Consider the following 23651-nt stretch of genomic DNA (forward strand, 5'->3'; position numbering starts at 1 on the left):
CCGGGGAGGCCTCCAATGAGCAGTGATCGACCACTGCGGGCACGCTATCGGCGAATCCTTGGGTTCTTCGCCCGGCTGACCGTGCAGATGTGGTTCTTCGACGTGGTGCTGCCGCGCGTGGGCCTGCGTCGGCTTGCCGCGCGCGGACGCACCCGGCGGTTCCAGAAGGCGGCGGCACGCTTCCACACGCTGGCGGCCGAGCTGGGCGGGCTGATGATCAAGCTCGGGCAGTTCATGTCCACCCGCCTGGACGTGCTGCCACCCGAGGTCACCGAGGAACTCGCCGGCCTGCAGGACGAGGCCCCCGAGGTGCCGTTCTCGCAGATCCGGCCCATGGCCGAGGCCGAGCTGGGCATGCCGCTGTCGGCTGCCTTCGAATCCTTCGAGTCCACCCCGGTGGCCGCCGCGTCGCTGGGCCAGGTGCACCGCGCGCGGCTCTCGCCGTCCGAGGCACGCGACGTCGGGTTCCGCAATGTGATGGTCAAGGTGCAGCGTCCCGGCATCGAGCAGGTGATCGACATCGACCTCACCGCCCTGCGCAGGGTGGCCGGCTGGGCGTCGCACCTCAAGGCGATCTCGCAGCGCACCGACATGCACGGCATCGTCGAGGAATTCGCCCGCTCCAGCGCCGAGGAGATCGACTACCTGCACGAGGCCTCCAACGCGGAGCGCTTCGCCGCCAACTTCGCCGACGATCCGACGATTTCGGCGCCCGCGGTGGTGTGGGAACGCACCAGCCGGCGCGTGCTCACGCTGTCGGATGTGAGCGCCATCAAGGTCGACGACATCGAGGCCCTGAACCAGCACGGCATCGACCCGCACGAGGTGGCCTATGCGGTGGCCGACGCCTATATCAAGCAGGTGTTCGAGGACGGCTTCTTCCACGCAGACCCGCACCCGGGCAATCTGTTCGTCACCCCGGTGCCCGACGCGATGGTCGGCGAGGTGGGCAGGCGCTGGAAGCTGACCTTCATCGACTTCGGGATGATGGGCGAGGTGCCCGGCGACCTGCGCGGCCAGCTCAAGGACGTGATCATCGCCATCGGCCTGCGCGACAGCCAACGCCTGGTGCGGTGCATGGAAGAGCTGCACATGCTGCTGCCCTCGGCCGATCGGTCGCTGCTGGAGCGCGCCGTGGGCCAGCTGTTCGACCGCTTCGGCGGCATGAGCCTGGCCGAGATGCGCGAACTCGACCCGAAGGAGTTCATCGACTTCGGACGCCAGTTCCGCGACCTGATGCGCGAGATGCCCTTCCAGCTGCCCGAGGACTTCCTGTTGCTCATCCGCGCCGCGTCGCTCATGAACGGGCTGTGCACCGCGCTCGATCCCGACTACAACCTGTGGGATTCGGTGCAGCCCTACGCCGACCAGCTCGTCACCGGCGACCCGGGTTCGCAGGCGAAGATGATCCTCGACGAGGGCAGGGCGCTGCTCGAGATCACCCTGGGCCTGCCCCGACGCCTGACCCGCGTGCTCACCATGGTGGAACGCGGCCAGTTGAGCGTCGAGATCCCCGAGATCGAACGCCAGCTCAGCCATATCGAGGTGGGCGTGCGACGCGTGGTCGCCGCCGTGCTGTTCGTGGGGCTGTTGCTCGGCGGCATCCTGCTGCGCGGCAACGACCCGATGTGGGGCCTGATCATGATGGGCGTCTCACTGGTGCCGCTGGCCTACGCGGTGTTCGGGGGCCTGTTCAGGCGCTTCCGCGTCTGAGCGATGGGCGGGGTGGACGCTTCTGCGTCCGGACGATGGGGCAGGGGGACGCGTCCGGGTGACGGGGCAGGCTCAGGAACTGTGCGCCCCGCCCCGGCCAACGAGGCCCCCACTAGGCCAGACGTTCCTCGGCCCGATGCCGGCGCACGGCCGTATCGATCGCGCCCAGGCCGGCTGCGGCAACGGCCGACACCACGATCGAACCCAGCGTCGAACCGAGCCAGCCGGGTGCCACGAAGCCGAGCGCCTGCGCCAGCCCGGCCCACAGATCGGACCAGCCCGGGATCGACCCCGGATAGATCAACTGATAGGCCACGAAGCCGATGACCCAGGCCAGGGTCGGTGACCACCTGAACGGCGCTGCGGACGTGGTGTCCCAGCGTCCGCGCCGGGTGACGAAGAAGTCGACCACCGCCACGGTGAACAGCGGCACGAACGCCGAACCGATCAGGTAGAGGAATCCCTCGTACTGGTCGAACCCGGCCAGCCCGGCCAGCACGGTGGCCACCACGCCGACCGCCACCGAGATGACGCGTCGATCCAGGCGTGGCGCCAGGTTGTGTACCGACACCGTCGACGAATAGACATTGGCGAAGGCGTTGTCGAGCTCGTCGAGCAGCAACAGGCCGATCGCCAGGCCACCCACCGGGAGCACCATGAGCGCCGCCAGCAGGTTGGTGCCGGCCAGGTCGCCGCCAAGGTGCGCCACCGCGAACACCCCGAGTGCGTAATAGGCGAAGATTGCCAGGCCGTAGCCGGTCGCCGAGCTGGCGAACGCGGAGCGTCCCGAGGTGGCGTGACGCGAATAGTCCGCCGCGAGCGGGGCGAAGGAGACCACCTGGGCCGCCGCCAGGTCGACGCCGGGCCAGAAGCCGATCACGGTGTCCTGCCCGATGGTGTGGCTCGGCTGGCGCAGCACCATCACGAACAGGTAGATCGACCCGGCCAGCACCAGCCACAGCATCACGGTGCGCAGGATCTTCACGCTGCCCAGCGGACGGATCGCCATGAGCGTGCACAGCGCGCCGGCCACGATCACGAACGGCCAGTGCCAGGCGGCGCCGACGATGTGCGTGGCGGCGCTGGTGATCACGATGATCTCCATCATCGCCCAGCCGATGTTCTGCGCGATGTTGAGCACCGTGGGCACCACCGACGCGCCCCGGCCCAACAGGCCGCGCAGCCCGACCATCGACGGCGTGCCGGTGTGGGCGCCGATGCCGGCCGCGCCACCGAGCAACAGGGCACCGACCAGCGTGCCGAGCGCGCACGCCGCCAGCCCGCCGACCAGCGAACCCACCGATTGGGTGACCAGCGCGCCGGTGAGCGGGCCGAACAGGGTGACGCCGAACGACGCCCACATGGCCGTCTGGGCACCGGCTCCCAGGGTGCGCGGCGGCTTGTCGGTGAGCGTCAGCGGGGCCTCCACCGACCGGCGCGACTCAGTGCTGGACGAGCGGTGTCCGGCAGGCGTGGACAGCGACGAATATGCGTCTGACAAGGTGGTTCACCACCAGCGGTAGAAGTGGTGCACGGGTCCGCCGCCTGCGCCGATGTCGAGGGCGTCGGCATGGGCGATGGCTCCGCTGAGCCAGTCCTTCGCGTCGCGCACCGCCGCGTCCCAGCTGTCGCGCTGGGGACGCAGGGCGGCGATCGCGGAGCTGAGCGAGCAGCCGGTGCCATGCGTATTGACCGTGTCGATGCGCGGGGCGTGCAGCACCTGCACGTCGTCGGCGCTGGCCAGCACGTCCACCGATTCGGCGCCGTGGCCGTGGCCGCCCTTCACCAGCACCCGCTCGGGTCCCAGCTCGAGCAGGCGGGTGGCCTGGCCGATCATCTCGTCGACGCTGTTGGCCTGGGGCTCGTCGAGCAGCACCGCGGCCTCGGGCAGGTTCGGCGTGATGAGGCTGGCATGACGCAGCACCCCGCGCAACGCCTCCACGGCATCGTCGGGCAACAGGTGCGCGCCCGAGGTGGCCACCATCACCGGATCGACCACGATGGGCAGATCGGGCGTGGCGGCGCGCAGGGCGGCCAGCCCGTCGCGCACCGTGGTGGCCAGTTCGGCCGACGCGAGCATGCCCACCTTCACCGCGTCGAGGCGGATGTCGCTGGTCACCGCGTCGAGCTGGGCGGTGACGAACTCGGGAGGCGTCGCGAGCACGCCCGTGACGCCGGTGGTGTTCTGGGCTGTGAGGGCCACGATCACGCTCATGCCGTAGGCGCCCAGCGCCGAGAAGCTCTTCAGGTCGGCCTGGATGCCGGCGCCGCCCGACGAATCCGACCCGGCGATCGTCAGGGCAACAGGGGGCCTGGTGGCCGCCGTGGCTCCGGACGGTGCGGTGGTGTCCGGGGCAGGGGGAGTGGACATCATCGGGCCGCCTTGTCGGGTGAGGGGTTCGGGCTTGCAGAGGGGTCCTGGCTTGCGGGGCTTGCCTGGCCTACAGGGTTGCCCGCCGTGTGGCCGGTGTGGGCCGCGGGGACGCCGGTGGCCCGTGACCAGGCGTCCACCAGGCGGCGGGTCGCGGCCGCGATGTCCGGCTGTCCGCAGATGGCGCTGACCACGCTCATGCCGTCGCAACCGATGGCGGCCAGCGGCGCGGCGTCGTCGGCCTTGACCCCGCCGATCGCGCAGACGGGCCAGGGACTCACCTCCACCACCGACGCCACGGTGGCCATCCCCAGGTCGCCGGCCTCGGGCTTGGTGCCGGTGGAGTGCAGCGCGCCGACGCCGAGGTAGTCCACCAGCTGCTCGCCCATGGCGCGGGCGGCGGCCACATGGCCGGGGGTCTGGGTGGACAACCCCAGGACCGCGTCGGGGCCGAGCATGGCCCGCGCCCGGTCAATGGGCATGTCGTCCTGGCCCACATGGGCACCCTGCGCGCCGATGGGGCCCACCAGGTGCACCCGGTCGTCGATCAGCAGCGGCACGCCGGTGCCGTCCAGCACGTCGACCAGGCGCCGGCCCAGGGCGACGAAATCGTCGTCGGACAGGTGATGGTCGCGCAGCTGCACGAGCGTCACGCCGGCCGGGACGGCCTCGCGCACGGTGCGCACCACGCCGTCGACGCCGCCGCACTGTTCGGTGTCGGTGACCAGGTAGACGGACAGGTCACCGCTGCGACGTCGGCCGGCTCCGGGCTGCCTGTCGAACTGCCCGTCGGGCTGGGCATCGGATCGGGGCATCGGACGGTCCTCGCTTCGTAGCATGGCCGGCCTCACGCGGCCAGGGCGCGCACGTCGGCTTCGGCGGCGAGCTGTTCGGGGCTGACGAGGTAGAGCTGGTCCACCAGCGCCGTGGCGAACGAGCCGGGGGCGCGGCTCTCGGCGGCGGCATGGTCGGCGGCGACGCACAGCAGGGCGGTGGCGGCCGTGGCGGCGTCCACCGGGTTCGGCACGACGGCGGCGAAGGCGGCCATCAGCGCGCCGAGGGAACAACCGACGCCGGTCACCCTGGTCATCCACTCGTGGCCGCTCGACACGGTGAGCACGCGCTCGCCGTCGGTGATGTGGTCCACCGGGCCGCTGATCGCCACGGCACAGTGATAGGTGCGCGCCAGCTGCTTGGCGGTGGCCAGGGCGGCAGTCACCGGATCGGTGGAATCGGTGCCGCGTCCGCCCGACGACGAGCCGGCCAGCGCGATGATCTCCGAGGCATTGCCGCGGATGATGGCCGGATCGCCGGCCGCCAGGGCATTGCGTGCCACGTCGGTGCGCCAGGGCAGGCCGGCGGCCACCGGGTCGAGCACCCACGGGTTGTGGTGCGTCGCGGCCGATTCGGCGGCCAGCAGCATCGCCTTGGCGGTCTCGGGATAGGGGGTGCCGGTGTTGATGAGCACGCCGCCGGCGATGGCCGCGAAGTCGGCGGCCTCATGGGAGTTGTCCACCATCGCCGGGCTGGCTCCGGCCGACAACAACACATTGGCGGTGAAGTTCGCCACCACGATGTTGGTCAGGCACTGCACCAGCGGATTGTTGTCACGCACCGCGCGCAGCGCGCCCGCCAGGTCGACCGCCTGCTCGGTGGTGGCCGTATCGATGGTCCCGGTGGTTCCGTGGGCCATATGGACGTCGGTCATTGACGCTCGCTTCCTTCGCCGGCATTACCCGGACAGGTTCGGCGGTCGACGCCCGGATGGCGTCCTCTCAGCCCACACACTCGGTGAGCTCCCGCGTTTCACCGGCGAGTGTAGCCCCGGGCGCCGTCGCCCCGGGCAGTGCCGGGCAAGCAGGCGCCGGCGATGCCACGCAGGGTCTGGTGGGGGAGCCGTTCGGCCTCGTCGGCGGGCGCTCGTTGGCAATGTTTGCGGGGATGTTGAATGCCCCGGCGGCACGTGGGAGCGTTGCCCGTGGAGTTCGGCGCCAGCGCACGATCCCCACACCCACGCAGCACCCGATTGCCGCACAAGTTTTGACGCACCAATGCAGTGAAGAGCCCGTTCGTTCCGCTGTCAATGGGGCCAGAGGAGAAGCAGTGAAGCACAACTGTCCGTCAGGGCGTCACGCATGAGCACCACAGCGGCCGATCCGGCCCCCGCCGGACTGCGCAGGAGCCTGCGAAACCGCCACATCCAGATGATCGCCCTGGGCGGGGCCATCGGCACGGGCCTGTTCTACGGCTCCGCGGAGTCGATCGGCCAGGCCGGCCCGGCGATCCTGCTGTGCTACATCGTGGGCGGCGCCATCATCTTCCTGGTGATGCGCGCGCTCGGTGAGATGAGCGTCGACACGCCCACCTCGGGTGCCTTCAGCTTCTATGCGTACAAGAACTGGAGCCCACGCGCCGGATTCATTTCGGGGTGGAACTACTGGTTCAATTACATTGCCGTTTCCATGGCCGAACTCACCGTGGTGGGAAAGTACATCCAATTCTGGTTACCCGGCGTTCCGCAATGGGTTACCGCCGCGGTCTGCCTGGTGGCAATCACGGCGATCAACCTGATCAGCGTGAAGGCCTACGGGGAAAGCGAATTCTGGTTCGCCATCGTCAAGGTGGTGGCCATTATCGCCATGATCGTGTTGGGCCTGGTGATCATCCTCACCGGCTTCGGCAATGGCGGCCATCCGATCGGATTCTCCAATCTGTGGAAGAACGGCGGCTTCTTCCCGATGGGCGTCACCGGAATGCTCATGGGCCTGGTGGTGGTGATGTTCAGCTTCGGCGGCGTCGAACTGATCGGCATCGCGGCCGGCGAGACCGACGACCCCAAGAAGACCATCCCCAAGGCCATCACGCAGGTGGTCTACCGCATCCTCATCTTCTACGTGGGTGCGGTGTTCGTGATGCTGTGCCTGTTCCCGTGGAACGAGCTGGGCACCTCCGAGAGCCCCTTCGTGGTGATCTTCCACAAGATCGGCATCGGCTCGGCGGCGACGATCCTCAACATCGTGGTGCTCACCGCCGCGATCTCGGCCTACAACTCGGGCCTGTACTCCAACGGACGCATGCTCTACAGCCTGGCCAGGCAGCGCAACGCCCCTGCCGTGCTGGGCAGGGTGAACCGCTTCGGCTCGCCCTATGTGGGCGTGCTGGTGTCGTCGTGCGTCACCGCCATTGCGGTGGTGCTCACCTATCTGTTCCCCGACACGGTATTCCTCTATGCGATTTCGATCGCCCTGATTGCCGGCATCATCAATTGGACGATGATCGTGATCACCGACATCAAGTTCCGTAAGCGCATCGGGCCCGAGGGCGTGCGGAAACTCGCCTTCAGGATGCCCGGCCATCCAGTTACCAGCTATGTGGTGATCGCCTTCCTGGCCATGGTGGTGGTGTTCATGGGATTCATGCCAAATTACCGTATTTCGTTGATTGTCGGGGCCGTCTGGCTGGCCGTGTTGTGGTTCTTCGACTGGTTGCTCACCCGGCGCCACGGGGTGCGCCATATTTCCGCCGAATGATCGCGCGGGACGCCGGGCGGCGCGGGTGGCACAGAGCGGGTGGCACAGTGGATACGACAAGGGATCACAACGAGAACGGCGTCGCAGCGCGTCCGCGGCGTAGCAAGGAGTGAGGCGTGGCGGATCACGCGAAGGTGTCCGATGGTGCCGATGAGCAGCACAGCCATTCCCATGGGGTGAGTGCCAACGCAGATCGTCGCTACCTGTGGGGTGCCCTCATCGCGCTGGCCCTGTTCATGCTCGGCGAGGTGGTGGTGGCCTTCATCACCGGTTCGCTGGCGCTGCTGTCCGACGCGGGTCACATGCTGTCCGACGTGGCGTCGATCGGCGTGGCGCTGTGGGCGATGACGCTCGCGGCGCGCCCGGCGCGGGGACGGTGGACCTATGGCTTCAAGCGGGCCGAGATCCTGGCGGCGCTCGCCAACGGCGTCACCCTGTTGGTGTTGGGACTCGTGCTGGCCGTGGAGGCCGTGCGGCGCCTGATCACCCCGCCGCAGGTACATGCCCCGCCGGTGATCGTGGTGGCGCTGGTGGGCATTGCGGTGAACTTCCTGGCCACCTGGCTGCTGGCCAGGGCCAACCGCACGAGCCTGAACGTACGCGGCGCCTATCAGCACATCCTCACCGACCTGTTCGGCTTCATCGGCACGCTGGTGGCTGGTCTGGTGATCCTGTTCACCGGGTGGACGCGCGCCGATGCACTCGCCTCGCTGGTGGTGGTGGCGCTCATGCTGCGGGCCGGCTGGCCGCTGGTGAAGGAGTCGGGCAGCATTCTGCTCGAGGCGGCGCCACCCGACATCGACCTCGACGAGGTACGCAAGCACTTGATGGACCTCGACCACGTGATCGATGTGCACGACCTGCACGTGTGGACGCTCACCGATGGCCTGCCCGCCGTGTCGGCCCATGTGGTCACCCGCGACGACTGCTTCATCGACGGTGACATGCCCGAATTGCTCGACGAACTGCAGGACTGCCTGCGCACGCACTTCGGCATCGAGCACTCGACCTTCCAGCTCGAGCCCGGGGCGCATGCCCAGCACGAGCCGGGTATGCATCACCACTAGTCGGGGGCGCCCCTGCCGGGTCGGTTCCGGCCGCACGGTGATCGTCGGCCGGCCCCGACGGCGGAATCGGGCCTTAAGTGGATGGTTTCGATGCGTCTAATCACCACAACCATCCACTTAGTGACGAACCGACCCGATAGGACGACGCCCGCACCCCAAAACCCCGCTCAGTGGGCACTTATGCGGTGTCATGTGCCGCACAGGTGTCCACTTAGGGGACAAGTGGCCGCCAATCCGACGACAGATGGGGAGGACCTGCCCGCCGACGTCGGTCCGATGTCGTCAGGCCTCGGGGATGTCGCGGCCGAATGCCTCGAGTGTGACTGATGCCGGGTCGGGTCCGCCGCGCACGCCGGTGTTGAGGGCGTCAATGCAGCTCGGACCACCGGCGATGGGGCCTGTGGGTTCCGGGGCGTAATCGGCATCGGACTGGCCGACGTGCGACAATCGACGGAACTTCCGCCCACGTGAGGATCTCCTGTGCTGAATGACCCCATTGCCTACGCCGACCAGCTGTTGGCGGCATCCGTCGTCGACCCCGACGGCACGCTCAACCTGCCGGTTGACCTCGAGAAGGTGGCCGGCCCCCTGGGTATCGAGGTGTTCGCCCGCGAGGACCTGACCGCCGACCAGTCGCCGCAGATCGGCGTGGCCGATAACAATCCGAATGCCGTGGCCATCTTCGTGTCGGCCCACGAGCCCCATCGCGATCAGACGCCCAAGATCGGTGGGGCGCTGGCCGCCCTGCTGCTGATGCCCGACGATCAGACGAAGACGATCGAGCAGCGCCTGTCGTTGCCGGTCAGCGACGAGCAGATCGCCTGGAGTCGCGCCTTCATCGGTGAGCTGCTGGTGCCGGCCGGGACTCTGCTCGACCAGTGGAACGCGACCTTCCCCGAGATGGACACCCCGGCCGATGCCGTGCACGCCGTGGCCGTGTCGTACGCGGTTTCGGACGCCTTCATGGCCGACCGCCTCACGACGCTGGGCCTGTTGCGCCCGCCGGCGCCTGCATCGGATGACGATCAGGCCTGACTCAATGACGCATGCCGGCTCGCCAGGGGTTGGACCCCCGGGAGGCTGCGCAGCGGGATGGGGCCCGGGGGATCCTTCGGCAGGCCGCCCAAACGGCACGCAGGAGAACTTGCCCACCCCCGGTCCCGCAGCCTGATTGCTGAATCCATTACGAGGATCGTGGTGAGTCCGGGAACAGGGCTCGCGGTATACGGAGATATCGGTCGGCCTGCCCGCGGGAAAGGTTTTGCCACCCGACGTGCGGATAATCCACTGATATGTGGGTGCGTGGCGTTGCCCCGGCCTGTTCTTGAGTGCATGCTGACAAGGGGAATGGCGGTGTGTAGGTGGCCCGTCCCGGGGGGCGGAATGACCTTCGTCCGGCGTGCCGGCGCCCGCCCACGAGTGCACTGTGCGCACCCTGAGAGTCCCCTCAGTGTTCTGCGCCGTGGCGCCCTATTCACGCGGATAATGGGCTCTTCACGAACGAGGGTGTAGCGCGGGTCTGAATCCGCCGGCTTCGAGCAGCGACCGAGCGATGTAGTGGCTGAGGTTGCGGAAGCCGAGGGCCGTGCCGCGGAGGTGTTCGAGTCGGCCGTTGATCGCTTCGGTGGGGCCGTTGCTGGTGCCGGGGCGGTCGAAGTAGCCGAGCACGTCCGAAGCGCGCTGTGTGAGGGTGCGGGCGAGTTTGCGGATCTCGACGAGCTGCTCCGGGACGCTGGCGCTGATCTTGTCGATCGTGTGCGCGAGGAAGAATCTGCCCAGGCCGCGGTCCTTGTCCCGGTAGGCGGTGATCATGTCTTGGTAGATGCCCCACGTCGCTTCGACCTCGACGTGCCTGTCGTCGGCGAACAGGGCATCTAGCCGCGCCTGCTGCTTGTCGGTGAGCAGACCGGCACCGGTGAGCAGGGTCCGTCTGGCCTGGTAGGGCGGATCGCCCTTCATGCCCCGCCGGCCGAAGACGTCGTGCTGTACCCGGCGTCGGCAGTTCTCCAGCGCGTCACCGGCGAGCCGGATCACGTGGAACGGATCCATGACCGGGGCCGCGTCGGGCAGTTCTTCGGCGGCGGCGGTCTTGAACCCGGTGAATCCGTCCATGGCGACCACCTCCACACGTGCTCATCGACCCCGACGACCTTCACCCCCTCGAAGCGGTGCTCCTCGTCGATCAGCACCCGCTTGCCCTCGGCCAGAACGGCGTCGTTGGCGGTGTCCCAGGCCACCGCGAGCCCCTCGGCGACCCGAGCCACGCTCAGGTGCTGGACCACGATCCCTTCCAGCGCCCACCGCAGAGCGCGCCGAGACAACTTGGCCCGGGGCTCGGCCGCGGCGGTGGTGTCCTGGCACCACACATACCCGCAGCCGCTGCAGCGGTAACGGCGCACGACGACCTCCAGCGTCGTGGGCCGCCAGCCCAGTGGTTCGTGGGCAAGCCGTCGGACCACGGTGTCACGTGGTCTCCCTTCGCAGCCGCAGCGCCGGCACCACTGGTCGGGCTCGACCACCTGGCAGGCCAATACGGCACGATCCGGCTCGAGTCGCTGCCCGGTGACAACGAGGCCGAGTTCGTCGAGGCGGCAGAAGGCAGTCAGGTCGGGGCTGGCGAACGCATCAGCGCGCCCGCCGACGGTAGCGTCGTGCACGTCGAGGTCTTGCGGGCTGAGTGTGTAGGAGCTCTCATCCTCGGGAGACCTCGACCTCTATCCGGCCACCGACGCGCCGGCCCGCCGCGCGACGTGCGCTACACCCTCATCTGGGAAGAGCCAGTTAACCAGTTCAAAGTTATTTCCTGTCACTTGTATTTTTGGGAATCGCTGATTTCCCTCAGTGCTTCCCCTGACTGCACGTCGGACTTAATCGTCCGAAGTGCAGTCACATAATAGCGTGTGCCGTCGACAGTTCATGGTCTCTACCCACCGCGCCCACCCCAAGATCTGGAGTTCGGCATCGTCCCGTTATGGCTACATATCGTGCTGTGGGAGGCCCGCAGCTCGGCTGACGCCAGCCGCCGGCACTGATTCTCACGAGTGATATGGGTCTCGTTTTGGCCGATTGGTGAATGTCATCCCTGATCTCTAGAGGAATCGTCACGGCTGTACTTGGCAAATGGATCGGTCGCGATCATGCTGCCGCCCTGACCGGCTCCTTCGTCGCTGTTGGAGCTGCTCTCGGCACCTGTATCCTGCTGGAGCGGGTCCTTCCGATGATGGTCAGGGAAACAAGAACCGTGCAGGGGATCGACATCTGGGGAACTGTCAACCGTTCGGTTTTCTCGTCGATGACTGCATTCCAGAGGGGACACTGGTGGCATGTCAGAGGACGACCGAGCTTCGGTGACACCAATCGATGCGGTCCGTCGACGTCGTCGCCGACGGGCCGGCGGATCTGCCGGGGACGCGCTGGAGCGGATTCTCAATGCCGGCATCGACCTGGCGCACGCCGAGCGGGCCGGATATCCGCTGGATGAGGCTGAGCTGATGGCCCTGGACCGCTGCGATGAGATCGGGGGAGTCCGGGGCATCGTGGCCGCCGAGTACGGCGACCCATATCCCCGGGATCCCCAGGCGCCTACCGATCCCGGAGATCCCCGCTGGGACTTCTGAGGCTCAGGACTTGGCGAGCTCGTTGCGCAGCACGTCTCGGATGACCGCCGAGACGCTCTTGTGCTCGCGGCGGGCCCGGGCGACCAGCGCGGCGTCGGTCTGCTCGTCGAGTCGGGTGGCACGTTTACGGGACTGACCGGAACCGGTGGCGTGGTCGGCCCCCACATTGGGTCTGCCGCGCAGGAACTGGCGGCCGGCCTGGCGTGCCTGGGCCCCGGTCAGCATGGGGGCCGAGTCGTCGGTCAACGGGGCCTGCGACTCGGCCCAGTCGGCCATCTGGTCCCAGTCAGGGGTGGTGGGCTTGGTCATCTGTGTGCTCCTTTCCGGGGGGTTCGGATCTGGTCGAGGAACTGTGGGCGGGCTTTCATGGCGTGGAAGATGATCAGGTCGTCGTCGGTGTGGACGGCCATCACCTCGATGATCCGTCCGGTGGTGTCGGGTCCCACGAACAGTGAGGGATCGGGCATGTCGGGCAGTCGAGAACGTTGGAAACTGGGTTTGGCGAGCAGGGCGTGCTCAATCGCCCAGATGGCGTCCTGCTCACTGACTCCGTGCCGGCCAGCACTGTGGGTGAACGTCACTGACAATATTGTACCCCAATAATGTTCGCGTGAGGTGCCCGGTGGCTGTTCTGGGCACTGCCGGGTGGGGAGACGGATGGTTCGGCCCTGGGCCTGTGGCGGGTGTGAGGTCGATACGCTGTGGCCCAGTCGGGGCGGAAGGGAAACGCTGGTGGCGACGGTCAGGACGATCCAGGATGTGATCGAGGAGTTCGGCTGCGAGCCGTCTGCGGTGGTGAGGGGGACTCGGTTTGAGGAGTTGATGGCTGGCTACTTCGCCGCCGACGCCACTCTGGCGGCGACCTATGACGAGGTGTTCCGGTGGCCCGAGTGGTCGCACAATGAGGGCACTCATGACACGGGGATCGATCTGGTGGCTCGCGAACGCGAGTCGGGACACTGGACGGCGATCCAGTGCAAGTTCTACGACCCGCGTCATCGGTTGCAGAAGGCCGACATCGACTCCTTCTTCACGGCCTCGGGGAAACGCTGGGACGGTGTCGCGTTCACCAACCGGATCATCATCTCCACCACGGATCGGTGGTCGCGGCATGCCGAGGATGCGCTGCGTAATCAGAGCGTGCCTGTCCAGCGGATCGGGATGGCCGATATTGCTGAGTCTCGTGTGGACTGGATGTTCCATTCCGATGACCCGTTGGGGTTCACTCCGCGCAAGGCTGTCCGGTTCGGGTTGCGGCCTCATCAGAGGGAGGCCATTGATGCGATCCAGGCTGGCTTCGAGTCTCATGATCGGGGTCAGTGGATCTCGGCGTGTGGGACGGGTAAGACGTTCACGTCGTTGAAGTTGGCCGAGCGGCGTTGCGCCGATAACGAGGGGCATTTGACGGTGTTGTTCCTGGCGCCGTCGATCTCGTTGGTCTCCCAGAGTCTGCGGGAGTGGCTGGCCCAGTCGCAGACCCCGATCCGCCCGTTCGTGGTGTGTTCGGACACCAAGGCCAGTCGTCAGGCCGAGGACATCACCGTTCACGACATCCCGCTGCCCACCACTGACCCGGACCGGCTGGTCGCCGAGATGGCTCGTGGTGGGCGGCGGGGCCGGCAGATGACGGTGGTCTTCTCGACCTACCAGTCCATCGACGTGGTGGCCCGGGCGCTCAAGCAGTCGGGGGCGGGCCCGTTCGATCTGGTTCTGTGTGATGAGGCCCATCGGACCACCGGTGTGACCCTGGCTGGTGACACGGGGGAGTCGGCGTTCATCAAGGTCCACGACAACGCCTATCTGCCGGCGGTCAAGCGGTTGTACATGACCGCGACCCCCAGGATTTATGGCACCGATGTGAAGAAGAAGGCCGATGACGCGGCCGCGGTGTTGACCTCGATGGACGACGAGGCGATGTTCGGGCCGGTGTTCCACCGCCTGGGCTTCGGGCAGGCTGTGGAGCGGGGCCTGCTGTCGGACTACAAGGTGATGATCCTGGCGGTCGCCAACGACGCCATCGACCCGGACATGCAGGCCTCCCTGGCCGGTGAGGGCCACGAGTTGAGCCTGGACGACGCGGCGAAGATCGTGGGGTGCTGGAACGGGCTGGCCAAACGCACCACCGACAACGACTTCGGCGACCATCCGACGCCCATGCAGCGGGCGGTGGCGTTCGCCGCCAACATCAAGGCCTCCAAGGCGTTCGCCGGGGCGCTGCCCCAGGTCGTCGACCAGGTCATCGGTGATGATGCGGCGTTGCAGGTCGACGCCCACCACGTCGACGGCACGATGAACGCGCTGACCCGAGGCGAGGAGCTGGCCTGGCTCAAGGCCCCGGTCCCGGAGGGGGAGTGCCGGATTCTGTCGAATGCCCGGTGCCTGGCCGAGGGTGTGGATGTGCCGGCGTTGGATGCGGTGTTGTTCCTGTCCCCGCGTAACTCGCTGGTCGACGTCGTACAGTCGGTGGGCCGGGTGATGCGCAAGGCCCCGGGCAAGGACTACGGGTATGTCATCTTGCCGGTGGCGATCGATGCCAGTGAGAAACCGGAGGTTGCGCTGCGCGACAACAAACGGTTCAAGGTCGTCTGGGACGTGCTGAACGCCCTGCGGGCCCACGATGACCGTTTCGAGGCGATGATCAACACCATCGACCTGGACCACAGCACCGGCGGCAAGGTCTCCATCGACGTGTTCTCCCCCCACGGTGGCCCCGCCGACGATGACAACCGGCTGGACGGCGCGCAGCCGGTGAACCCGTTCGCCGGCACCCAGCCGCTGCTGGTGGGGTCGGATCTGTGGCGTGAGGCGATCCTGGGCCGGATCGTGAAGAAGTGCGGCCAGCGGGAGTACTGGGAGTCGTGGGCCGATGACGTGGTGGCCATCCACGCCAACCAGGTCCGCCGCATCACCGGCATCATTGCCGCCGCCCGCCGTGACGGGGCGCCGGTCGCCGGCCAGTTCGACATGTTCCTTCAAGGCCTGCGGGCCAACCTCAACGAGTCGATCGACGCGGCTCAGGCCGTTGACATGATCTCCCAGCACCTGATCACCCGGCCCGTGTTCCAGGCGCTGTTCCCGGCGGGGTCGTTCGCCGAGCGCAACCCGGTCTCGATCACGATGGGACAGATGGCCACCGCCCTGGAAGGCTACGGACTGGCCGCAGAGACCGCAAGGTTGGACCGGTTCTACGACTCGGTGGGCCGCCGCGCCGCCCAGATCCGCACACCGGAGGGCCGCCAGAGTGTCATCCACCAGCTCTATGAGCAGTTCTTCCGCACAGCCTTCCCCGCGCAGTCGTCCTCGCTGGGGGTGGTGTACACCCCGGTGCCGATCGTCGACTTCATCCTGCGAGCCGCCGACCAGGTGTGCCGCGACCAGTTCGGCTACGGCATCACCGATCCCGGTGTCCACGTCCAGGACCCGTTCACCGGCACCGGGACGTTCATCGTGCGGCTGTTGCAGTCGGGCATCATCAAACCGGCGGACCTGGCTCGCAAGTACACCGGGGAGTTGTGGGCCAATGAGTACATGCTGCTGGCCTACTACATCGCCGCAGTCAACATCGAGACGACCTACCAGGCCCTCGTCGCCGCCCAGCACCCGGACCGGGCGGTGGACTATGTGCCGTTCCCCGGTGTCACGTTGACCGACACATTCCAGATCACCGAGAAGGGCGACCGGGTCGACACGAGCCTCATCCCGGTCAACAACCAGCGGATCGAGGCCCAGCTGGCCGCCCCGATCAAAATCATCGTGGGCAACCCGCCCTACCGCGCCGGCCAGGACTCGGCCAACGACAACAACGCCAACCTGTCCTACCCGACCCTCGACGCCCGGATCGCCGCCACGTATGCGGCCCAGTCCACCGCGACGAACAAGAACAGCCTCTACGACTCCTACATCCGGGCATTCCGGTGGGCCACCGACCGTCTCGGGGACCAGGGGGTTGTCGCATTCGTGACCAACAACGGCTGGCTGGACGGCAACACCGCCGACGGAATCCGCAAGACCTTCCAGACAGAGTTCTCCGACATCTGGATCTACAACCTCCGAGGCAACGCCAGGACAGCAGGCGACGCCAGAAAACGCGAGGGGGGCGGCGTGTTCAACTCGGGCTCACGAGCCGGTGTCGCAGTCCTGGTCGCCGCCAAGAACCCCCACCAGACCGGCTGTCACATCCACTACCACCAGGTGCCGGACTACCAGTCACGTGAGGACAAACTCGACGACATCACCGACGCCACCTTGACCACCACCGGCTGGACCACCATCACACCCAACACGGACGGGGACTGGCTCAACCAACGCAACCCCGCCTTCCAATCCTTCACGCCGATCGCCGACGAACCAGGAGCCATGTTCACCAGCCACTCAGCCGGCGTGCAGACCAACCGTGATGCGTGGTGCTACAACTTCAGCCACCAGGCCGTCTGAAGCGCCCTGAGTTTGTTGGAGACTCCTGACCTTGGAAACGAGGATGGGGTTATGCCGAAGGAACTGGCGAATGGGAAGCCGACGACGCGTCGCTACTCGGTCGAGGAGAAGGCCGCCGCGGTGCGGATGGTGAGGACGCTGCGCGCGGAGCTGGGCGTCACGCAGGGGACGGTGCAGCGGGTCGCGACGCAGCTCGGTTACGGGGTCGAGTCCGTGCGGATGTGGGTCAAGCAGGCCGACGTCGACGACGGTGTCGTCCCCGGTGTGAGCTCGGCGGAGGAGCAGCGGGTGAAAGAGCTCGAGCAAGAGAATCGGGAGCTGCGCCGGGCCAACGAGGTGCTGAAACGGGCGGCGTCTTTCTTCGGGGCGGAGCTCGACCGCCACTACCGGAAGTAGTCGCGTTCATCGACGCGAACAAGGACGACGTCGTGGACGGTCGCCGGCTCGGAGTCGAGCTCATCTGCAGACTGTTGCAGGTGGCTCCGAGCAGCTACTACGCCGCCAAGACCCGTGCGCCCTCTGCCCGTGCGCTGCGTGACGAGGAACTGATCCCGCAGCTGGTCGAGATCTGGGAGGCCAACTACCGCGTCTACGGGGTCCGCAAGCTCTGGAAGGCTGCCCGGCGTGGGGGCATCATGATCGGCCGCGACCAGACTGCGAGGCTGATGCGCGCCGCAGGGATCGAAGGTGCGAGGCGGTCGAAGCGGGTGAAGACCACGCGGCCGGACCCGGCGTCGTCGCGGCACCCGGACCTGGTCAAGCGGGAGTTCACCGCGACGGCACCGAACCGGCTCTGGGTGACCGATCTGACATTCGTGCCCACCTGGGCTGGCGTCGCCTACGTCTGCTTCATCATCGACGCGTTCTCCCGGATGATCGTGGGGTGGCGGGTCGCGTCACATATGCGCACCGAGATGGTCCTCGACGCGATCGAGATGGCGCGCTGGTCCCGAGGCGCCCACCATGAGGATCTGCGGTGTCACAGCGACGCGGGCTGTCAATTCACATCGATTCGCTACGGCGAACGCCTCGCAGAGATCGGTGCGACACCCTCGATCGGGACCGTCGGCGATTCGTATGACAACGCCCTGGCCGAGACGGTGAACGGCTACTACAAGGCCGAGTTGGTTCGCGGGCCCACCCGCTCGGGACCGTGGAAGACGGTCGAGGATCTCGAGCTCGCGACGCTCGGCTGGGTGCCCTGGCACAACACGCAGCGCCTCCACGGATACCTCGGAGACGTCCCACCCGCCGAGTTCGAGAACGTGTTCTATGCTGTCCCCAACGACAGCAATCTGCTGATCGGAATCAAATAGCGCGAGTCTCCATCAGACCCAGGGCGCTTCAGTCGAGGCCAACATGACCCGCATGATCGACTACTACAATCAACAGGCTTCAACCTGCGACGGAGAAGAGCAAAACCTCGACCGTGATCCCACCAAGATCAGCTGGTCATCCAGTCTCGTTCCCCGTGCCCTCCGCGGAGAATTGAGAGAGTTCCGAAAAGACTCAATACGAACGGGCCTCTACAGGCCGTTCTCAAAGCAAGCAGTCTACTTTGACTCCGTCTTCAATCATCGCCCCGGCAAGAGCGCTGCATACTTCCCCACCCCCGCACACGACAACATCGGCTTCTATCTTGTGGGAGTGGGTTCCGCGGTCCCGTTCAGTGCGGTCGCGATTGACTGCCTCCCGGATCTCCATGTGACGGGGGCCGGAAGCGGCGGCCAGTTCTTCCCTCGCTGGACCTATGAGCGGGCCGATAGCGGCGACCAGGACGTCCTGCCTGCCCCCGACGAGACCGTCGACGAGTGGGGCTACCGGCGCGTCGACAACATCACCGACCAAGCGCTCAAGGCTTATCGCGACGCGTTCGGCGCGCAGGTGTCCAAGGATGACATCTTCTACTACGTCTACGCCGTCCTCCACTCGCCGCAGTACCGCACGGCGTTCGCCGCAGACCTCAAGCGCATGCTGCCCCGGATCCCGCTGGCCGCCTCCCGAGACGACTTCGAGCGGTTCGTCGATGCCGGGACCAGGCTGATTGATCTGCACGTCAACTATGAGTCGGTGGACCCGTACCCGCTGGTCGAACACCACACCGAAGGCGTGCCGGAAGGTGTGCTGTACAGGGTGGAGAAGATGCGGTGGAAGGACAAGACCGCCAAGAAGACCCTCATCTACAACGCTCACGTCACCCTCGACGACATCCCTGTCGTCGCCAGTGAGTACATGCTCGGCTCCAGATCGGCGCTGGAGTGGATCATCGACCGTTACAGGGTCAAGACGGACAAGGCCTCCGGCATCCTCAACGACCCCAACCAGTGGGCCACCGAGCACGACGATCCTCGCTACATCCTCGACCTGGTCAAACGCGTCACCCGAGTCTCCGTCGACACCATGGCGGTCGTTGAAACTCTGCCGGGGCTCCCGTTGTGACCGATCCCGAACCCCTGGATCCGTGGACTCGGATCGACGTGTCGGGGTGGAAGGTGAACCTTGTTGAGCCGGCCGGGTCGACCGCCGGCATGTGGCTGATCAGACCGGGCACCACACAGCACTGGTTGTGCAAGCTGACTACGACTCCGGCCACAGGTGTGGAGCAGGGCGAGGACTGGGCGGAGGTGGTGTCCACCCAAGTGGCACGGGCACTGTCTGTGCCCTGCGCTCAAACCTGTCTGTGCACCCAGGACGGCCAACGAGGATCGCTGTCACTGTCGGTGAGGCCCTTCGGCTATGACTTAGTCGAAGGAAAAGTCTTGCTCCAAACTGAGAATGTTCCCGGCTACGTGCCGTATGAGGTGGGCGGCCATGCAGCTGATCCTCAGCGGCCCGGCGTCGAGCGGCCCGGCCACACTTTGGAGAACATCCGGAGAGTCCTGGACCAAGTAGAGCCCCCCGATGGATGGATGGGGCCTTCCACGGCGACTGGGTTTGACGTGTTCGTGGGGTACTTGGTGCTCGACGCCCTCGTGGCCAACCGTGACAGGCACGAGGAGAACTGGGCGGTCCTACGGGCTCAGACGAACGATGTCGCTGACCGAGTGTCTCCCTCCTACGATCATGGTGGGACCCTGGGATATCAGCTGTCCGAAGCCGCCCGCCTCAGCTGTCTCGACACGCAGGATGGCGTGGCTCGTTGGGCGAAACGCGGTACCGCCTGGCGGTTCGAACATCGACGACCTGCGCCCACTCTTGTCGAGGTTGCCGTACGGGGACTGGAGATGTGTCGGCCGGCCACTGCCGTGTGGTGGCGGTCTCGCCTGCACGACCTTGACCTCAGTGCCGTGGTTGAGCGGGTATCGTCAGGGGTTCCGGGAATGTCTGAGCTGGCCGGTAGGTTCATCACTGAACTGCTCAATATGAACGTCAGGAGGTTGCGGGATGCCTTACACATCAGTGCTTGAGCGTGCCAGTGCCGATACCGCCACCCGTGTCGTGGACCTGCTGGTGTTGTGGCAGCGCCCCGACACCAGGCAGATCGTGCCGATTGGACGGTTCGGCTTTAACGGCGTCGAGTACACGTTCTCCTATACCCGCACTGCCACCGAGCTCAGCAGCTTCCGGCCGCTTCCGGGTCTTGGCGGCTTGTTCGATCGCTACCAGTCGACCACGATGCCTGCGGTATTCAGTCAACGTGTTATGTCCGATCAGCGGCCCGACTACAGCAGCTATCTTCACAGCCTGGGACTGGAACGGGCCACCCCGTGGGAACAGATCGTGTACTCGGGTGGTCCCCGGGCTGGGGACACGTTGCAGTTCATGCAGATGCCGGTGGTGTCTGAGGGGACGGCGACAGCTCAGTTCCTGGTGAACGGGATCTCGCACATTCCCGATGGACTACTGCGCCTCGACGATCGGACGGTTCAGGTCACCAGGCCGCAACTGGATGGCGCTCTTGCCGGGGTGCAGAAGTTCCAGAGTGTCCGCCTCGCCAGAGAGATCGACAACCCCGAAGATCCCCACGCGGTACTTGTCATGGATGGGACTGTCCCGCTGGGATGGGTGCCCCGTGTTCTCTCCCAAGGTGTGCGCCAGCTCATGGACGCAGGTTTGGCAGAAGCTGTGGTGGACAATCTGGGTTCTGTAGGTGCATCGGACCACGAGCGCCTGACGTTGACCATCAGGACCTCAGCCCCAGAAGGATTCAGTTTCGATCCTGACGGGCGGTGGGATCCCGCCTTCCGCGGGTGAGTAGCGTCGGTGCTCCGGAGATTGCTCACCAATGGCCACCTCGACTGCCTCGTCGACCGCACCTTCGGCGCCACCAAGAAGCATGCCTGCAACCATGACGGGGAAGCATTGCTGTACAAGCGGTACTCGTCCAGGACGGGTCTGGGGCCACTCGCATGACATGGGGAATTGCCGCTGACATTGCGACAACATTCGGCGTGTTCGTGGCACTCGTCGGCGTGATCGTGTCGGCCTTCCTCGGTGTGCGTTCCGAGAGAGCCAGCGCGAGCCGCTCGGAAGCGGCCGCCAGACTGAGCGACGAGAACGCTCGGTTGACGATAGCCGCTCTCGAAAAGATCGCAGCACATCAGCCAGGCCATGAGCCACTGCAAGTGGCCACGAAGGTCGCTTGGGCCATGACCCACTACAAGGGCGACACCTACCAGTTGCAGAACATTGGAGACAAGACCGCATACGAGGTGGAGATAGACCCTGCCCGCGACGCGAACATGATATTCCGTAAGCCAGCTGTGGCCGATCTAAACCCAGAAGATGCACTTACCTTCTTGGCTGCCAAGACGATGGCTACGTTAGATAGCACGATCACGGTCGCATGGACTGAAGAGGGAGACAACACTCCGCACGAGTGGCGCTACCCCCTGCCTCCTCGTCCGCCACGTTAGGCCTGGAGCGACGTGCAGTCACTGGAAGGTAGCTCGCGAGTTGGCCAGTCCTACCGCAAGCATGAGGTCATTTCAAGCAACTAGAAAATTGGCGTTGGGTGAATCTGAATCATTTCAGTGACCTGAGCGCTTCGTCAGCTCGATACAAGTAGTAGAAGTCATGGGATGCAAGATCCTTTCTGGCTCTCGCTCTTTCCTTTGTCACGCTTCTGGCCATTATCCCTACAGTTGCCAACGCGCCGATTCCTGTCGCGATAGCTCCGTTAATGTCTGTCTTATCAGCAATCAGCATACCGATCGTTAAAGGCGCCCAAGTGCCATTCGCCAGACTTTTTATGTCACCATCGACAGCCTGAATCATTTCACGAACAAGTCCATGGTCTGCCATAGCGGACCTAATCTCTTGAATTTCTGGCTCGACACGCGTTCTCCAAGCTGCAAGAATATCGGCCTGAACGTCAGCATCGAAGGGACTGGTAGTCATCTCCTCTCTCAGGGCCGCCACATCAGCGCGATATTGAGACAACGGTTCATCAAGATCGCTTCGAAGATCCATGATCTCGTCCATTGGGGCTGTGGTGAAAGCTGGGAGGCAAGAAATGAATCCAGTCCCTAGAGTGGCTTCCTTGGCATTATTAAGTACTCGTGTTGAAGGTGTGATGAGTCCCTCATTCTGCATCGCCGTCACGAGGGGAGACGCGGTCGGATCGAGAAGAATCAGCTTGTACTGATCGTTGAGGGTCTTCGTGAGTTCATCGAGGAACTGATCGAGCAGATCGTTGGAATTGATCGCGCTTGATATGCGAGGATTGAAAGTTACTGTGCGGCTTGATATTACACCGTTTAGCTCTTCGACCCCTGACGTAACACGTAGTTGATGGAGATCACTCAACATTTTGTCCATCTCGGGTCCATGTATAGACTCATGGATCTGAGTAAGCTGGTGATCGATCTCATTTCCTTGAGGGGAATCGTTCAAGATCTCTTTACGATCCTCTGGGTTCATATGTAACAGTGTTAGGGCCACTCGCAGTAAATGTATATCCATGTTGTTCTGCTTCAGAATATCTGGTCCTGCTAGCTGTAGCAGTGTCTCATCGTCAAGAGACTGAAGAAACAGCCCTGGGTCTTCAGCGATACCCTCCGCGGTACTTCGTGTCTGGTTGATTATTTCGGTCATGGGGCTTAACAGTTCGACATCGTCGGCATATAGTATGGATGCTTTTATAAGGTTATTTACGTGTCGAAGTTCGGGTTGCTCTGAGGTTCCTACGCCTGTGGAGACGACAGTCAGATGAGTTGGATGCACTGTCTTGGCGGTGCGTCTTCTGCTTCTGTTTGGTGTGCGATTGTGCTTGGTCACGAGACTCCTCGTCGGTGGTCGGTCTGCTGTTGGTCCGGGAAAGAGCTTCAGTGTTGGTAGCGGCCTTGGCCGGACAGGGCGGTGTAGAGGGTCTGCCGCGACACTCCGAGATCCCGGGCGACCCTGGATTTGGTCACCCCGTTGGCGATGCGCCGGCGGGCGGTGTCGATCTGGTCGGCCGACAGTTTCGGGGTCCGGTTGTAGACGCCGCGGGCTTTGGCCAGGGCGATGCCCTCGGCCTGGCGTTCTTTGATGGTGGCTCGTTCCAGTTGAGCTACAGCGCCCAGGATGGTGAGCATGAACTCACCCTGGGGGGAGTCGGTGTTCAGGGCGGGCTGGTCGATGAACTGGATCTGGACGTCCTTGTCCTTGAGCTGGTTGACCAGGGCGAGGAGGTCGGTGGTGGAGCGGGCGAGCCGGTCGGGCGACTTCACCTTCACCACATCACCGGAGCGCACGTAGCCGAGCATGGCCTGCAGCTGAGGCCGGTCGGTGGTCCTGGCCGAGATCTTCTCGGCGAAGAGCCGATCAACCTGGCCGATGGCCTCCAACTGGCGTGCCGGGTTCTGGTCAGTGGTCGAGACCCTGACGTAGCCGACAGTCTGCCCGTCATGTCCACTCATGCTTAAACTCTACGACAGAGCTGTCCATCATGTCTCAAAGCGGCATGGTTGGACACGGTTTCCCGTGGGGCGGGGGA

Annotated in this window: 18 protein-coding genes, 3 pseudogenes and 1 other annotated feature; of the genes and pseudogenes, 11 read left to right on the forward strand and 10 right to left on the reverse strand. The window is 65.3% G+C overall.

The window, feature by feature from the left end:
• Window positions 1-15: 15 nt before the first annotated feature.
• The gene (locus RM25_RS01495; protein WP_044635932.1) at window positions 16-1713 is read left to right on the forward strand and encodes an ABC1 kinase family protein; all 1698 of its coding nucleotides are present in this window, start codon (window positions 16-18) and stop codon (window positions 1711-1713) included.
• A 112-nt stretch (window positions 1714-1825) separates the two neighbouring features.
• Here the strand turns inward: RM25_RS01495 and RM25_RS01500 are convergent, their stop codons facing one another.
• From RM25_RS01500 to thiM, 4 genes and pseudogenes are all read right to left on the reverse strand, one after another.
• Entirely contained in the window at window positions 1826-3214 is a 1389-nt protein-coding gene (locus RM25_RS01500) for a purine-cytosine permease family protein (protein WP_230954657.1), read from the reverse strand.
• Window positions 3215-3220: 6 nt separating this feature from the next.
• On the reverse strand, window positions 3221-4084 hold the full coding sequence (thiD, locus tag RM25_RS01505; RefSeq protein ID WP_275451355.1) for a bifunctional hydroxymethylpyrimidine kinase/phosphomethylpyrimidine kinase: 864 nt from the start codon (window positions 4082-4084) through the stop codon (window positions 3221-3223).
• 119 nt (window positions 4085-4203) lie between these two features.
• Window positions 4204-4824: pseudogene (thiE, locus tag RM25_RS01510) on the reverse strand (thiamine phosphate synthase); the annotation flags it as partial.
• Window positions 4825-4931: 107 nt separating this feature from the next.
• Window positions 4932-5792: a hydroxyethylthiazole kinase gene (gene thiM / locus RM25_RS01515; RefSeq protein WP_080774442.1), complete on the reverse strand. Its 861-nt coding sequence runs from the start codon at window positions 5790-5792 to the stop codon at window positions 4932-4934.
• 427 nt (window positions 5793-6219) lie between these two features.
• Between thiM and RM25_RS01520 the strand changes: the two genes are divergently transcribed.
• Window positions 6220-7614, forward strand: a complete 1395-nt coding sequence (locus RM25_RS01520) for an amino acid permease (RefSeq protein ID WP_144406023.1) — start codon at window positions 6220-6222, stop codon at window positions 7612-7614.
• A gap of 176 nt (window positions 7615-7790) precedes the next feature.
• Entirely contained in the window at window positions 7791-8681 is an 891-nt protein-coding gene (locus RM25_RS01525) for a cation diffusion facilitator family transporter (protein ID WP_311318732.1), read from the forward strand.
• Window positions 8682-8963: 282 nt separating this feature from the next.
• On the opposite strand, the gene RM25_RS12940 is transcribed toward RM25_RS01525, so the two are convergent.
• Complete coding sequence (locus RM25_RS12940) at window positions 8964-9128, reverse strand: hypothetical protein (protein WP_013160271.1); 165 nt, start codon at window positions 9126-9128, stop codon at window positions 8964-8966.
• A 33-nt stretch (window positions 9129-9161) separates the two neighbouring features.
• Between RM25_RS12940 and RM25_RS01530 the strand changes: the two genes are divergently transcribed.
• A complete protein-coding gene (locus RM25_RS01530) occupies window positions 9162-9716 on the forward strand; it encodes a hypothetical protein (RefSeq protein ID WP_044635935.1) in 555 nt (184 codons plus the stop codon).
• A 459-nt stretch (window positions 9717-10175) separates the two neighbouring features.
• Here the strand turns inward: RM25_RS01530 and RM25_RS01535 are convergent.
• A pseudogene (locus RM25_RS01535) lies at window positions 10176-11338 on the reverse strand (transposase).
• Window positions 11339-12004: 666 nt separating this feature from the next.
• On the opposite strand from RM25_RS01535, the gene RM25_RS01540 reads away from it, so the two are divergent.
• Window positions 12005-12298, forward strand: coding sequence for a hypothetical protein (locus RM25_RS01540; protein WP_044635936.1), 294 nt, complete (start codon window positions 12005-12007; stop codon window positions 12296-12298).
• Between the two features lie 3 nt (window positions 12299-12301).
• Here RM25_RS01540 and RM25_RS01545 read toward each other — a convergent pair whose 3' ends face one another.
• Both RM25_RS01545 and RM25_RS01550 read right to left on the reverse strand, forming a co-directional pair.
• Window positions 12302-12607 carry a ribbon-helix-helix domain-containing protein gene (locus RM25_RS01545; RefSeq protein ID WP_044635937.1) on the reverse strand — a complete coding sequence of 102 codons (306 nt, stop codon included), beginning with the start codon at window positions 12605-12607 and terminating at the stop codon, window positions 12302-12304.
• Complete coding sequence (locus RM25_RS01550; protein ID WP_052809070.1) at window positions 12604-12879, reverse strand: hypothetical protein; 276 nt, start codon at window positions 12877-12879, stop codon at window positions 12604-12606. Before RM25_RS01550 ends, RM25_RS01545 begins: the two co-directional genes overlap by 4 nt.
• A 151-nt stretch (window positions 12880-13030) precedes the next feature.
• On the opposite strand from RM25_RS01550, the gene RM25_RS01555 reads away from it, so the two are divergent.
• The 6 genes and pseudogenes from RM25_RS01555 to RM25_RS01585 all read left to right on the forward strand — a co-directional run bounded on the left by RM25_RS01555 (window position 13031) and on the right by RM25_RS01585 (window position 21588).
• Window positions 13031-16732: a restriction endonuclease gene (locus tag RM25_RS01555; protein ID WP_044636597.1), complete on the forward strand. Its 3702-nt coding sequence runs from the start codon at window positions 13031-13033 to the stop codon at window positions 16730-16732.
• Between the two features lie 51 nt (window positions 16733-16783).
• A protein-coding gene (locus tag RM25_RS01565; RefSeq protein ID WP_257009039.1) for an IS3-like element ISPfr12 family transposase occupies window positions 16784-18048 on the forward strand; the annotation gives its coding sequence in 2 pieces (ribosomal slippage) (window positions 16784-17087 and window positions 17087-18048; 1266 coding nt in all).
• Window positions 17083-17217 (forward strand) — a sequence feature (AL1L pseudoknot). Its footprint overlaps the gene before it by 135 nt.
• A gap of 37 nt (window positions 18049-18085) precedes the next feature.
• Window positions 18086-19171: pseudogene (locus RM25_RS01570) on the forward strand (type ISP restriction/modification enzyme); the annotation flags it as partial.
• Between the two features lie 945 nt (window positions 19172-20116).
• The gene (locus tag RM25_RS11700; protein ID WP_126412610.1) at window positions 20117-20926 is read left to right on the forward strand and encodes a hypothetical protein; all 810 of its coding nucleotides are present in this window, start codon (window positions 20117-20119) and stop codon (window positions 20924-20926) included.
• Window positions 20927-20935: 9 nt separating this feature from the next.
• The gene (locus RM25_RS12690) at window positions 20936-21085 is read left to right on the forward strand and encodes a hypothetical protein (protein ID WP_155641129.1); all 150 of its coding nucleotides are present in this window, start codon (window positions 20936-20938) and stop codon (window positions 21083-21085) included.
• Window positions 21082-21588, forward strand: coding sequence for a hypothetical protein (locus RM25_RS01585; RefSeq protein WP_060759099.1), 507 nt, complete (start codon window positions 21082-21084; stop codon window positions 21586-21588). The genes RM25_RS12690 and RM25_RS01585 overlap by 4 nt, the downstream gene beginning before the upstream one ends.
• A gap of 109 nt (window positions 21589-21697) precedes the next feature.
• On the opposite strand, the gene RM25_RS12520 is transcribed toward RM25_RS01585, so the two are convergent.
• Both RM25_RS12520 and RM25_RS01590 read right to left on the reverse strand, forming a co-directional pair.
• A complete protein-coding gene (locus RM25_RS12520) occupies window positions 21698-22951 on the reverse strand; it encodes a hypothetical protein (RefSeq protein ID WP_144406024.1) in 1254 nt (417 codons plus the stop codon).
• Between the two features lie 47 nt (window positions 22952-22998).
• Window positions 22999-23574 (reverse strand): recombinase family protein, encoded by a 576-nt coding sequence (locus tag RM25_RS01590; RefSeq protein WP_044635942.1) that lies wholly within the window; start codon window positions 23572-23574, stop codon window positions 22999-23001.
• Window positions 23575-23651 lie beyond the last annotated feature (77 nt).

Origin of the sequence: Propionibacterium freudenreichii subsp. freudenreichii, assembly GCF_000940845.1 — a bacterium.
GTDB lineage: Bacteria > Actinomycetota > Actinomycetes > Propionibacteriales > Propionibacteriaceae > Propionibacterium > Propionibacterium freudenreichii.